This window comes from Amycolatopsis sp. SID8362, assembly GCF_010550475.1.
Lineage (GTDB): Bacteria > Actinomycetota > Actinomycetes > Mycobacteriales > Pseudonocardiaceae > Amycolatopsis > Amycolatopsis eburnea.
Map to the genome: position 1 here is coordinate 1 of NZ_JAAGNB010000734.1, position 13,337 is coordinate 13,337.

The window sequence follows — 13,337 nt, forward strand, 5'->3', positions numbered from 1 at the left end:
CTCCGCCGCCGACGCCGTTGACCAGGATCGTGGCGCCGGACGGCAGGCCGAGCTGGTCGAGCGCGTCCACCGCGGTCGTGCCCGCCACCGGCAGCGTCGCCGCCACCGTCGCGGACAGCCCCGCCGGGATGCGCGCGGTGTTCGCCGCCGACAGCACCGTCGTCTCGGCGTACGTGCCGCCGCCGGTGAGGGCGAAGCCGAAGACCGCGTCACCCACCTCGAGCCCCTCGACGTCTTCGCCGAGGGCGAGCACGGTCCCCGCCGCCTCCATGCCCAGCACGCGGGGGAACGGGCGCCCGCCGTCGAGGCCGGGCACCAGCCCCGCGCGCAGGAGGTGGTCGAGGGGGTTCACGCCGGCGACGTCGACCCGGATCAGCACCTCACCGGGGCCGGGGGCGGGATCGGGGCGCTCGAAGAACTCCTGCACCTCTGGCCCGCCGTACCCGCTGAAACCCCACGCCTGTCCCATTTTCCGCCGCCTTCCGGATGCCGGGCCCGGTGTTTCCGGGCCCTGCGGCCATGCTGACCGCTGACACCGGTGTCAGGGGCAACCGGCTGAGGCGCGGGTCACAGCGTCAAGCCGAGCGGGCGACCAGCTCCGCGCGGTGCCGGCTGTTGGCCGCGAGCACCACGTCGAGCGCGTCGCGGGACTCGGTCAGGCGCGCGATCTCGCCGTCGATGCGGTCACGCTCGCGCGTCATCGTCGCGAACGCCTCCTCGGCGACCGCGGGGTCGTCGGGGCTTTCCACGCACGGCAGCACGGTCGCGATCACCCGGCTGGACAGGCCCGCGTCGAACAGCTGCCGGACGAGCGAGACGCGCTCGACCGCGGAATCGGCGTAGTGCCGCTGCCCCGCGCCGGAGCGCGAACTGGTCAGCAAGCCCTGCTCTTCGTAGTACCGCAGGGAACGCGAACTCACGCCCGTGCGCCGGGACAGCTCACCGATTCGCATGTCCGAAGCCTACGTCAGCGCGGGCTTGAGGGTCTCTTCGGCGAATTCGCGGAAGGTGGTCGGCGTGGTGTTCCCGGCCGTGCGCGGTGTGGCGTTGTTGATGCCGCGCTCCCCGGCGACGTCCATGTCCATCATGGACCGCGCCATCGCCTCGGAGACACCGCGCCCGGTGAGGAACCGCCGGACGGCGGCGCGTTCGGTGAGTTCGTAGCGGATCGGCTTGCCGAGGACGTCGCCGAGGATCTCGGTGATGTCCTGGTACGAAAGGTCCTCGCCGCCGCGGGACTCGACCGACTGCTGCCCGGTCCAGGTGTGGTCGAGGAGGTACCCGGCGGCGAGCGCGGCGATGTCCTTCGTCGCGATCCACGGCATCTTGAAGTCCGCGGGGAGCGTGCCGGGGAGGACGCCGTTCTCGAGCGTCGTCACCTGGCGGAGGATGTTGTCCATGAACGTCGGCAGCGCGAGCGCGCGCAGGTGGGCGCCGGTGCTGCGGAACAGGTCCTCCATCGCGTGCGAGGCCGAGACGTGCCCGGCGTAGATCCGCGAGCCGCGCCCGAGCGCCGAGACGACGACGACCCGGGGCACGGCGTGCCGCACCACGGCGTCGGCGCCCGGGATCGACGCGGTCACGTACGCCTCGTACGGGCTGCTCGCCGTCGCGTCCGCCGGCATCAGCCAGAACAACGCGTCGGCGCCGTCGAGGGCCCGGTCCAGGACGTCGGGATCGCGGTGCGACCCGACGACCACCTCCGCTCGTTCCCGCGCCTCGGCGGGCAGCTTGGCGGGGTCCCGGACGACGAGGCGGACCGGCTCGTCCCGCGTCAGCAGCGTCGCGACGAGCTTGCTGCCGATCCGGCCGGTCGGGGCGGTGATCACGATCATGGATGATGACTCCCGTCAGCACGAAGAACCAAAGTAAACTACACTGTACCGTATACTTTAGGTGGGACGCCATGGCCCGACGCGGGGAAGCGCTGCGCGAACACATCCTCGACACGGCGAAGCTCGCGTTCCTGGAGACCGGCTTCGAACGGACCTCCATGGACGCGATCGCGGCGCGCGCGGAAACGTCGAAGCGCTCCCTGTACGCGCACTTCCCGACCAAGGACGCGCTGTTCCACGCGGTCGTCGACCGCGTCCGCACCCTGTTCGCCGACCGGATAGGCACCCCCGCCGACTACGCCGAGCAGCCCGCGGAGGCGATCGTGCGGTACTGCGGGCGCTTCGTGCAGCTGTTGCGCTGGTCTTCGGTCGGGAGGATGGTCCGGCTCGGCATCGGCGAGGCCGACCGGCTGCCGGAACTGGCGGCGGGACTCTTCGACGTCCTCTTCGGGGTCACCACCGGCAACCTCGCCGCCGACCTGGTGACCGCGTTCGGGCTCCCGGACGGCGAGGCCGCGAGCGTGGCGGACGAGCTGGTCGGCGTCGCGATCCACCCGACGCTCCCCCGCCTGCTGTTCGGGATCGAGCCGCTCACGGACGAACTGCCGTCGCGAGCCGACCTGGCGAGCGAGGTCGACCTCGACCGGATCCGGCGGCTCCTCCACCGCGTCCTGCCCGTGTAACTTTCACGAACTCGACCGGTCCAGTGTCCGAACCCGGCGGCGAAGATTGACAACTCTTCCGCCTACAGCTCAGGCTGACCCGGCTTATGTTAGCGATAACAGTCGTCTCGCAACGGGCTGGGAGAAGTTCACGATGGACAGAAGAAGTGTCAGCCGAAGGCGCCGATCCCGGATCGCCGCACTCGCCGCCGCGGGCACGGTCACGGCGGCGACGACGGTCGCGGTGACGCTGGGCGCCGGGCCGGCGATGGCCGACGTCACCGGCTCCCTGCGCGGGGTCGGTTCCGGCCGCTGCCTGGACGTGCCGAACGCCAGTCAGACCGACGGCACCGCCCTGCAGATCTACGACTGCTGGGGCGGTTCCGGCCAGCAGTGGACGGCGACCTCGAGCGGCCAGCTGACCGTGTTCGGCAGCAAGTGCCTGGACGTGCCGGGCAGCGCGACCACCGCGGGCACCCGGGTGCAGATCTGGACCTGCCACGGCGGCGCCAACCAGCAGTGGCGGGTGAACGCGGACGGAACCGTGGTCGGGACGCAGTCCGGGCTCTGCCTGGACGTCGCCAGCGCCGGCACGGCCAACGGCACCGCGGTGCAGCTCTGGACGTGCAACGGCGGCAGCAACCAGAAGTGGACCGGCCTGTCGGCCACACCGACCACGACCACGACCCCCACCGGCAGCGGCTGCTCCCTGCCCTCGTCCTACCGCTGGTCGTCGACCGGCGTGCTGGCGACGCCGAAGAACGGGTGGGTCTCGCTCAAGGACTTCACCAACGTCGTCTACAACGGCAAGCACCTCGTCTACGCGTCGAACGTCTCGGGCTCCACCTACGGCTCGATGGCCTTCACGCCCTTCACGAACTGGTCCGACATGGCATCGGCCGGCCAGACGGGGATGAACCAGGGCACGGTGGCGCCCACGCTGTTCTACTTCGCGCCCAAGAACATCTGGGTGCTGGCCTACCAGTGGGGCGCGTGGCCGTTCATCTACCGGACGTCGAGCGACCCCACCAACCCCAACGGCTGGTCCTCGCCGCAGCCGCTGTTCACCGGCAGCATCTCCGGCTCCGGCACCGGGCCGATCGACCAGACGCTGATCGCCGACGGGTCGAACATGTACCTGTTCTTCGCCGGTGACAACGGCAAGATCTACCGGGCGAGCATGCCGCTCGGGAACTTCCCCGGCAGCTTCGGCTCGAACTACACGACCGTCATGAGCGACTCGACGAACAACCTGTTCGAAGCGGTCCAGGTCTACAAGGTCCAGGGCCAGAACCAGTACCTCATGATCGTCGAGTCGATCGGCGCGAACGGGCGCTACTTCCGGTCGTACACGGCGAGCAGCCTGAGCGGTTCGTGGACGCCGCAGGCCACCAGCGAAAGCAACCCCTTCGCGGGCAAGGCCAACAGCGGCGCGAGCTGGACGAACGACATCAGCCACGGCGATCTGGTCCGCACCAACCCGGACCAGACCATGACGGTCGACCCGTGCAACCTGCAACTGCTCTACCAGGGCAAGTCCCCGTCCGCGAGCGGTCCGTACGACCAGCTGCCGTGGCGGCCGGGTGTGCTGACGCTGCAGCGCTAGCTTGGCACTCGCTGCTTGACGCCTGTCACGAGGAGGACCCCAGCCGCCCGCCGGCTGGGGTCCTTCTCTTGCCGCGGACGGTCTGGCCGGTGCTGGCGACACGCACCGCCGCCGCGGGCGCGCGCACAGCCAGGGCCGGACACGGCGCCGAGCGGCGCCACCCGCAGGCCGCCGGGCGCGGAGAAGTCCCGACCGAACGGCCGCGGTCAGAACCGACGGCACCAACCACCGCGACCATCGCCGCGGGCACGCAAAACAGCCGGCAGCACGGCACCCCACTCGGGATGCCGTGCGGCCGGCCAGTTTTGACAAACGCGGCGGACCTACGCGGGCCCGCTCCACTGCTGGTTACTCCCACCGTTGCAGGTCCACACGATCACGGCGGTTCCATTGGCGGTCGCCGCGCCGGTCACGTCCAGGCAGAGACCCGACTGCCCGTTCGTGAGGGTGCCGTTGGCGTTCGACGTCCACTTCTGGCCGTTGCCGCCGGTGCAGTTCGCGATCACCGCGGCCGTACCCGCCGCCGTGCCGCCGCCCGCGGTGTCCAGGCAGCGCTGGGAAGCACCCGAGTACACGGTCAACGCCCCGCCGCTCGTGCGGGTCCACTGCTGGTTGGTTCCGCTGTGGCAGTCCCAGATCTGCAGTGCGGTACCCGCCGTCGTCGACGAGTTCGGCACGTCCAGGCAGCGGTTCGCGGCGACCGCACGCAGCGCGGCACCACCTCCGCCGCCGCCGCCGTTGAGCACGTCGAGGACCGCCGTGTAGGCCTGCTTCTTGCCGTAGTTGCCGTCGAACAGCAGTGGCGTGTCACCCGAGCGCCACGAGTACTTGTCCGTGACGCCCCAGACCGTGATGCCGGTGCAGCGGGACACCGCCTTGCACGCCTGCGTGACCTGCCGGTACACGTTCGCCTGGCCGGAACCCGAGCCGCCGACGTCCAGCTCGGTGATCTGGACGTCGACCCCGAGGTCGGCGAAGCGCTGCAGGTTCGACTGGTAGCTGCTCAGGTTGGAGCTCGAACTCAGGTGGCTCTGGAAGCCCACGCAGTCGATCGGCACGCCGCGGCTCTTGAAGTCCCGGACCATGTTGTAGATCCCGGTGCTCTTCGCGTTGACCCCGTCGGTGTTGTAGTCGTTGTAGCAGAGCTTGGCGTTCGGGTCGGCCGTGCGGGCCGTGCGGAAGGCGTCCTCGATGTAGCCGTCGCCGAGCTTCTGCTGGAACACCGACTGCCGCCGGGTGCCGTTCTCCTCGAACGCCTCGTTGACGACGTCCCACGCGTAGAGCTGGCCCTTCCAGTGGCCGGCCACCTGGCTGATGTGGTTCTCCATCGCCGACCGCAGGTTGCTCGCGTCCAGGCCGCTCACCCACCCGGCGAGCTGCCCGTGCCAGACCAGCGTGTGCCCGCGGATCTTCATGCCCTTGCTGCGGCCCTGGCTGACGATCTGCTCCCCCGGGCCGAAGTTGAACTGGTTCCGGTTCGGCTCGACCGTGGCCCACTTCATCTCGTTTTCCGGGGTGACGCCGTTGAACTCGGCCGTCCACGTGTTCACGTACGCCGCTTCGCCGAGGTGGCTCGTGGAGATCGCCGCGCCGAAGTACCGGCCGCTCGCCGCCGCCGCGGCGCCGAGGGTGCTCGCCGCGCCGGCGGTGCCGGGCACCAGCACCAGGGAAGCGACTGTGAGGCCGGTGGCGGCGAGCGCGGCGCGCCACCGGGTCAGGCTGGTTCTCATCACAACCTCGTTCCTTCGTCGAAGGTGCTCAACCGAGCGTCCACTGCTGGTTGCTGCCGCCGTTGCACGTCCACAGCTCGACCAGCGCGCCGTTGGCCGTCGACGCGCTCGTCACGTCCAGGCACAGCCCGGACTGCGCGCCGGTGACCGTGCCGTTGGAGTTGACGGTCCACTGCTGGTTGGCCCCGCCGTTGCAGGACCAGGTCACCACCTTCGTCCCGGCACTGGTCCCGTTGCCCGACGCGTCCAGACAGAGCGTCTGCCCGCCGACGGACACCGTCAGCTGGTTCGACGACGTGCGGGTCCACGTCTGGTTCGCCTGCCCGGAGCAGCTGTAGATCTGCAGCTGGGTGCCCTGGGTGGTGGTGGATCCCGGGACGTCGAGGCACTTGCCGGCGCCGACCGCGTGCAGCGGGCCGGTGGTGGTGCCGCTGCCGCCGGTGCCGTACCCGGCCGCGGTGATGTTGGCCTGCACCGCGTTCTCCGTGGCGTCGGACGGATAACCCGAGGTCATCACGCCTTCGTAGAACGTCCCCGCGGAGCCGATGCTGTTGTCGCCCCCGGTGCCGAGGATGATCGCGCCTTCCTTGCGCATCGGGTTGTACCCGGACACGTTGGGGCGGGCGCCGTCGTAGAAGGTCGACAGGCCGCCGGACTGCGCGTTGCCGCCGCGGATGGCCCAGTGGTTGGGGCCGCCCTTGATGATCGCGGTCAGGTAGCGGTGGCTGATGGAGGGGTCGTTGGCGTTGTAGCGCTGGTTGATCCCGGAGAACAGGCCGTTCTCGAGGTCGGCCATGATCCACGGGCCGTTCCCGGCGCCGTAACCCCACACCTTGATGTTGCCGAAGTAGATGGCCTCCATCGTGCCGTTGCCGTTGTCGCGGCTGTTGCGCTCGGCGTTGCCGTAGTCGAAGCAGCAGCCGCCGTTGTAGTGCGTGCCGTCGAAGATCGCGTACATGCCCTCCGGCTGGTCGCCGGTCGCGGTGCCGGTGGCGTTGTTGTTCCGGTACCCGGTGCCGGGAGCCACGAACACGCCGTACGCCTTCTGCCCGCCGACGGTGATCGGGGCGGCCGCCGCGTTGGCGAGGTTGTCGTACCCGCCGGCGGCCGGGCCGGAGAACCCGCCCGGCGGGGCCTGCGTGAGGTGGTTGCCGCGGCCGGACTGGTCGTAGATGACGGTGATCAGGCAGGTCGTGCCGGCGCAGAAGGAATCCTGCGTCGCCGCGTTCGCGACGCCGCCCGCGCTCAGGACGCCGATGTCCCGCGTGGCGTTGTCCGAGGCCCGCCGGACCTGGTACAGCGCGCCATTGTAGGCCCCGTACAACGCCCGGGTGGTGGAATGCGCCGCCACGCACGGCGTGCCACCGGCGGCGTAGAGGTCACACGGCCCTTGGGTGGCGGCCTGCGCCGGTACGGCCGGGCCGGCCAGCGCCCCGGCGGCGAGCGCCACCGCGGCTCCCGTCGTCTGCAGCGACTTTCTCCATCGTGCTTTCATCGAACTCCTTTGTCCGGAGGAAACACTGTCAGCTCCGTGCCCACTTCTGGGCGTCGCTGCCCGTGCACGCCTGCAGGGTCACCGGCGCGCTGTTCGCGGTGCCGTTCGGGCCGAGGCACAGTCCTGATTGGACACCCGTGATCGTGCCGTCGGCGTTCGCGTTCCACTGCTGGTTCGTGCCGCCCGTGCAGTCCCAGATGATGGCTCGCGTGCCGGCCGCCGTGCTCGCGCCCTCCGCGTCGAGGCACTTCGCGCCGTACACCTGCAGCTGCTTCCCGGACGTGAGTGTCCACTGCTGGTTCCCGCCGCCGTTGCAGTCCCACAGCGTGACCTGCGTGCCGTTCGTCTGGGACACGTTCGGGACATCCAGGCAGCGGCCGGCGCCGGTGTTGCGCAGCACCGACGTCGACCCGCCGCCCGAGCCGGTCACGGCGAGGTTGTCGAACTGGGCGGTCTCCCCCGTGCTCGCGCCGATCCCGACCTGGCCGGCCGGGAAGGTCGAGTCGGTGACGGTCCCGAGCACGGTCCCGTCGACGGACGCGGTGATCGTGCTGCCGGCGAAGCCCAGCGACAGCTTGTGCCAGCTGTTCGTGCCGAGCCCGGCCGTCGTGCCGCTGCGCAGCGTCGTGACCTGCTGGCTGGTGTTGTTGCGCTGGATCGACCACGCGCCGGTGTCGCTGATCCGCAGGTAGTACGCGTTCACCGCGCCCTGGTTGCCGGTGTCCTGCGAGCCGACGCGGCCGAGCAGCTGGACCGACCCGGACTTCTCGAGCAGCACGTCCGCGTTGACCGTGTAGTTGCTCCAGGCCACGTTGCCCAGCAACGCGTAGGGGTCGACGAACTTCTTCCAGGGGATCGGCTTCTGCGGCGCGGCCTGGCGGACGCAGGTACCCGCGCGGCCGGCCCCGCACGCGGACGTCTCGAAGGCGCCCTCCATGTCCATCAGGTACTTGGCTTCCTTGCCGGTCGCGTACCCGTCGAAGTCGTCGCTGTAGGGCAGGTTCAGCGAGCCCTGCGACGGGCTGGTCGCGGTGCCCTTGCCCTGCCCGGTGGTGGTCGTGATCGTGTACAGGTAACCGGGCTGGGCGGTCAGGGAGAACGCGCCTCCGGACGGCGTGATGTCGGTCGTGTGCTTGAAGAAGTCCGCGGAGTTGTTCGAGTTGAGGTTGGTCGCCCACACGTGCACCTGGCCGGTCGACAGCCCGCCGGTGACGTTCAGGTTCAGCGTCTGGGCCGACGTCGCGTCCATCGTCTCGATGACCGTGCTGTAGTCACCGGTGCTCGGGGACCTCAGCGAGACGTAGCTGCCGTTGGCGCGGTTCCCGCCGAGGTACCCGCTGGCCGAGTCGAGGTACTTCCAGCCGGGCGCGGTGAACTGCGTGGTGTGCGCCAGCGCCCAGGCGTCCTTGCCGACCGAGTAGTACCCCGACCACGGCTGGTTGGCCAGCACCAGCCCCACCGTCGGCCACGGGATGTTCGGCGTGGTGGCGGCGATGAGGTCCCAGTTGAGGTAGGCGGTCATCTTGCCGTCGAGGTAGACGCGGTTGATGCCGCGGGCCAGCGGCTTGGCGCCGTCGTTGTAGTCCTGGGAGCCGTTCTCGCTGGACCACAACGTCTTGCCGGTGCCGGTGACGCTCGAGGGGACGCTGCACGACGTCTGCGCGCTGAGGTAGCCGCAGGTGTAGTGGGCGCTGAGGACGTCGGTCGCGTTGCGGTAGGCCGTGTTGGTCGAGATCGCGCTCGCGGGTCCCCAGTCCCCCGGCCACGAGTCGCCGGAGATTACCTTGACCGCGCTGTACCCGTTGGCGTTGAGCGCGTTGCGCAGCGTCACGGTCCAGTCCGCGCTCCACTGCTTCTCGTTCTGGACGCTGGTGAGGTAGTCGATGGTGAGCCCGTGCTGCTTCGCGCACCCGAGCCACGAAAGGTAGTAAGCGGTCAGGTCGCTGGAAAAGAACGTGCCGTTGCCGATCCAGCCCGGCGCGCCCCACGGCAGGCCCACCAGCTTGATGCCGGGGTTGCGTGCCTTGGCCTGCTCCATGATCCACCACTCGTACCCGCGGTTGCAGTCGAGGTCACCGCGGAAGTGCGCGTGGCTGGGTTCCGCCCCGCTGGTCGAGTTGGTGTCGCCGCCCATCTCCACCTTGAGGATCTGCAGCGCGGCGCCGTAGCCGGGCTTGAAGAGGTAGTCGAGGATCTGGCCGCGCTGGGGCTCGGGGTAGTCGATCAGCAGGCGGCTGTTGCCGCCACCGCCGCTGACCGCGCCGACGCCGTCGAACGTGCGCCCGGCCGACCCGCCGTCGATCGTGATGGACGTGGCGGCCTCGGCCGGCGCGGTGGCGGCCACCACGCCGGCGGCCAGGACGACGGTGGCGACCACCAGCCGCAGCAGGGTTCTGAACATGGCAGCTCTCTTCCGACGAAGGGGATCAGACGGCCGTGACGGTCCACTGGTTGTTGGTGCTGCCGTTCGGGGCCCACAGGACCACGGCCGAGCCGGCCGTCGTGCTGCCCGCGCCGTCGAGCGCGGTGCCGGTGGCCTTGTTGACGATCTGGTAGCGCCCGTTGCCGAGCGCCGCGAGCCGCCACTGCTGGTTGTCGCTCCCGGTCCACGCGGCCTGCACGGCGTTGACGCCGTTGCCGGTGCGGCCGGCGCTGTCGGCGACCATGCCGTTGGTGCGGTTGACGATCCGGTAATAGCCGGTGCCCAGGTCGACCAGCTGCCAGTGCAGGTTGGTCGAGCCGTCGTAGGACCACTGCTTGAGCACCGACCCGGCCGCGACGTTCCCGCCGCTGTCGAGCACGAGGCCGGTCGTGACGTTGGCGATCCGCACCCAGCTCGTGGGGACCGGACCCGAGCCCAGTGCCGGGATCTGGCCGGAGAACGTCAGCTTCACCACGTACGCCGGGGCGCTGAACGGCATCGAGGGCAGCCGGACGTGCAGCCCGGAGCCGTCCTGGGTGCGGTCGGGCAGGTCGGTGTACGACCCGGCCGTGGACCCGAGCAGCTGCACGGACTTCAGCGAGCCGAGGTTGATCCGGCCCGAGCCGAGCGTCGTGATGTCCAGCGTGCCGCTCGGCCAGCCCATGACCGTGGCGTACAGGACGGTGTTGTCCTTGCTGCGGGTGAACCGGATGTCGCGGTTGGTGCCCTCGCGGGGCGTCGTGAAGGAGCCGCCGCCCATCTGCGTCGGGCCCTCGCCGTACGCCGACCACGCGCGGGTGGCGTAGATCGACTCGCCGAACCGGCCGAGGTAGTCGCCGATGCCGAGCAGGATCGTCCGCTGCCCCGACGGGATGGTGCCGTCGGCCATCGGCGCGATGTTGAGCAGCATGGTGCCGTTCTTGCTGACGCGGTCGATCAGCGAGTGCAGCATCGCCTTCATCGAGTAGTAGCCGATGCCGGTCGTGTAGCACCAGCTGGAGCTGGAGATGCTGTCGTCGGTCAGCCAGTACGGGTTCTGGATGTCCCCCGGGCCGCCGCGCTCGAAGTCGAAGACCTCGCCGCGGTTGTTCAACCCGTCCTTGTAGGTCGCGACGACGTCCTTGTTCCACGCGACGGCCTTGTTGTAGTAGTACGCAAGAAAGTTCAGCCGCCGGGACTCGTCGACGCGGGACAGGTTGAAGTCCTGCCACAGCAGGTCGGGCTGGTAGCCGTCGATCACCTCGGCCAGCTTGTCGTACCAGAGCTGGTTTTCCGCCGCCGAACCCAGCTGGCCGTACAGCTTGCGCAGGCTCGCGTCCGACTGCGCGGGCACGTGGTCGTAGTAGCCGGTGAAGTGGTAGGCGTGGTGCAGCGACACCATGAACTTCAGGCCCCGGGCGCGGATCGCGTCGGCGTGCAGCCGCACGAGGTCCAGCCGCGGCCCCTTGGCGACGGAGTTCCATTCGTTGACGGCGCTGTTCCACATGGAGAAGCCGTCGTGGTGCTCGGCGACCGGTCCGGCGAACTTCGCGCCGGCGTCGGCGAACAGCTGCGCCCACTCCGCCGGGTCGAAGTTCCCGCCCGCGGACTTGAGCTTCGGCGCGAACTGCACCCAGTTGCCTGCCTTGTCGCGGGCCCCGTTGACGAAGTTGTGGTACGGCCACGCCGACGGGTCGCCGTAGACGGCCTTGTGGTGGTTGTTCTCGCTGGACCCGCTGATGTACATGTTGCGCGGGTACCACTCGTTGCCGAACGCGGGGACGCTGAAGACGCCCCAGTGGAAGTAGATGCCGAACTTGGCGTCCTGGAACCACTCCGCGGCGGGCGGGTGCTGGTCGACCGACGACCAGGCAGGCGTGTAGCTGCTCGGCCCGGCGGTGGCGGCGGCGATGCCCCCGCGCAGGAGACCGGCCGCCGCCGCGCCACCCACCGTGATCAGGCCCAGTGCTGTGCGACGGCTGAACTCGGGCATGTCGGGGAGCCTCCTCGGAGCCGAAATAAGTTAGCGCTAACACGTTCTGTGTAGGCTCGCGCGAGGCCGGCGGTCAAGCCTTTCCCGGGGCGGGAAACGGGGAACGCGCCGAACTCCCAGCGTGAACCGCACGGGCGGAGGTGTAACTTTCACGCGCTGCGGCAAATGCTTGTGAGCGTGAACATCGGCGTGCCAAACTGCTCCTCGCCTGGCCTCGGAGCGCGCGCAACGGCGACCGCAAATCGAAGGAGCACCCGTGAAAGTCGTCACCCTCGTCGTCGCACTGTTGTGCGCGCTCGGGCTGTTCCCGGCCGTCGCCGCGGCGGACAACCCGATCATCCAGACGATCTACACCGCCGATCCGGCGCCGCTGGTGTACAACGGCCGCGTCTACCTCTACACCGGCCACGACGAAGACGCCTCGACGACCTTCACCATGAAGGAATGGCGGGTGTGGTCGTCGGCGGACATGGTGAACTGGACCGACCACGGATCACCGCTGAACCTGGCCAGCTTCACCTGGGCGAGCGCCAACGCGTGGGCCGGCCAGACCGTGTACCGGAACGGCAAGTTCTACTGGTACGTCCCGATGACGGTCCGGGCGACCGGCGCCATGGGCATCGGCGTGGCCGTGTCGAACAGCCCGACCGGGCCGTTCAGCGACGCGCTCGGGCACCCGCTCGTCGCCAACGGCGAGTTCGACCCCACCGTGTTCGTCGACGACGACGGGCAGGCTTACCTGTACTGGGGCAACCCGCACCTGTGGTACGTGAAGCTGAACCCCGACATGATCTCCTACTCCGGCGCGGTCACCCAGATCCCGCTCACCACGGCCGGGTTCGGCACGCGCACGGGAAACACGAGCCGGCCGACGCTGTTCGAGGAAGGGCCCTGGGTCTACAAGCGCAACGGCTTGTACTACAACGTTTTCGCGGCGAAGTGCTGCTCCGAGTTCATCGGCTACTCGACCGCGCCCGGCCCCACCGGGCCGTGGACCTACCGCGGGACGGTCATGCCCACCCAGGGCAGCAGCTTCACCAACCACCCGGGCGTGATCGACTTCAACGGCGGTTCGTACTTCTTCTACCACAACGGCGCTTTGCCGGGCGGCGGTGGCTACACGCGCTCGGTGGCCGTGGAGAAGTTCGCCTACAACGCCGACGGCTCGATCCCGACGATCAACATGACCACGACCGGAGCACCGCAAGTCGGGACGCTCAACCCGTACACGCGGCAGGAAGCGGAGACGATCGCCTGGGAGTCCGGCGTGGAGACCGAGCCGTCCAGCGAAGGCGGGATGAACGTCGGCTACCTCGAGAACGGGGACTGGATCAAGGTCAAGGGCGCCGCGTTCGGTGCCGGCGCCCGGTCCTTCACCGCGCGGGTCGCCTCAGCGGCGGCCGGCGGGCGGATCGAGCTGCGGCTGGACAGCACCGGCGGCACCCTGGCCGGCACCTGCACCGTCGGGGGCACCGGCGGCTGGCAGACGTGGACGAGCGTGTCCTGCCCGGTCAGCGGAGCCACCGGGACCCACGACCTGTACCTCCGGTTCACCGGCGGCAGCGGTTACCTGTTCAACGTGAACTGGTGGCAGTTCGCCGCCTGACGACTCCCG

At 69.6% G+C, this 13,337-nt stretch carries 10 protein-coding genes; 3 read left to right on the forward strand and 7 right to left on the reverse strand.

Going from position 1 to position 13,337, the window contains the following annotated elements; translation table 11 throughout:
- From G3I65_RS22360 to G3I65_RS22370, 3 genes are all read right to left on the reverse strand, one after another.
- The coding region (locus tag G3I65_RS22360) for an alcohol dehydrogenase catalytic domain-containing protein (protein ID WP_160697833.1) at positions 1-469 on the reverse strand (469 nt) is incomplete at its 3' end.
- 106 nt (positions 470-575) lie between these two features.
- Positions 576-953 carry a MerR family transcriptional regulator gene (locus G3I65_RS22365; protein WP_160697834.1) on the reverse strand — a complete coding sequence of 126 codons (378 nt, stop codon included), beginning with the start codon at positions 951-953 and terminating at the stop codon, positions 576-578.
- 9 nt (positions 954-962) lie between these two features.
- Positions 963-1,835, reverse strand: coding sequence for an NAD(P)H-binding protein (locus G3I65_RS22370; protein WP_160697835.1), 873 nt, complete (start codon positions 1,833-1,835; stop codon positions 963-965).
- A gap of 71 nt (positions 1,836-1,906) precedes the next feature.
- Between G3I65_RS22370 and G3I65_RS22375 the strand changes: the two genes are divergently transcribed.
- Both G3I65_RS22375 and G3I65_RS22380 read left to right on the forward strand, forming a co-directional pair.
- Positions 1,907-2,518, forward strand: a complete 612-nt coding sequence (locus tag G3I65_RS22375) for a TetR/AcrR family transcriptional regulator (protein WP_160697836.1) — start codon at positions 1,907-1,909, stop codon at positions 2,516-2,518.
- Between the two features lie 133 nt (positions 2,519-2,651).
- On the forward strand, positions 2,652-4,103 hold the full coding sequence (locus tag G3I65_RS22380) for a non-reducing end alpha-L-arabinofuranosidase family hydrolase (protein ID WP_160697837.1): 1,452 nt from the start codon (positions 2,652-2,654) through the stop codon (positions 4,101-4,103).
- Positions 4,104-4,426: 323 nt separating this feature from the next.
- Here the strand turns inward: G3I65_RS22380 and G3I65_RS22385 are convergent, their stop codons facing one another.
- The 4 genes from G3I65_RS22385 to G3I65_RS22400 are packed head-to-tail and all read right to left on the reverse strand — an operon-like array spanning position 4,427 to position 11,722.
- Positions 4,427-5,833, reverse strand: a complete 1,407-nt coding sequence (locus G3I65_RS22385; RefSeq protein ID WP_160697838.1) for an endo-1,4-beta-xylanase — start codon at positions 5,831-5,833, stop codon at positions 4,427-4,429.
- 28 nt (positions 5,834-5,861) lie between these two features.
- The gene (locus tag G3I65_RS22390; RefSeq protein ID WP_160697839.1) at positions 5,862-7,328 is read right to left on the reverse strand and encodes an arabinofuranosidase catalytic domain-containing protein; all 1,467 of its coding nucleotides are present in this window, start codon (positions 7,326-7,328) and stop codon (positions 5,862-5,864) included.
- A 28-nt stretch (positions 7,329-7,356) separates the two neighbouring features.
- Positions 7,357-9,729 carry a ricin-type beta-trefoil lectin domain protein gene (locus G3I65_RS22395; protein WP_160697840.1) on the reverse strand — a complete coding sequence of 791 codons (2,373 nt, stop codon included), beginning with the start codon at positions 9,727-9,729 and terminating at the stop codon, positions 7,357-7,359.
- A gap of 25 nt (positions 9,730-9,754) precedes the next feature.
- Entirely contained in the window at positions 9,755-11,722 is a 1,968-nt protein-coding gene (locus G3I65_RS22400; RefSeq protein WP_160697841.1) for an alpha-L-fucosidase, read from the reverse strand.
- Positions 11,723-11,978: 256 nt separating this feature from the next.
- Here G3I65_RS22400 and G3I65_RS22405 point away from each other — a divergent pair, with 256 nt between their 5' ends.
- Positions 11,979-13,328: a glycoside hydrolase family 43 protein gene (locus tag G3I65_RS22405; protein ID WP_160697842.1), complete on the forward strand. Its 1,350-nt coding sequence runs from the start codon at positions 11,979-11,981 to the stop codon at positions 13,326-13,328.
- Positions 13,329-13,337 lie beyond the last annotated feature (9 nt).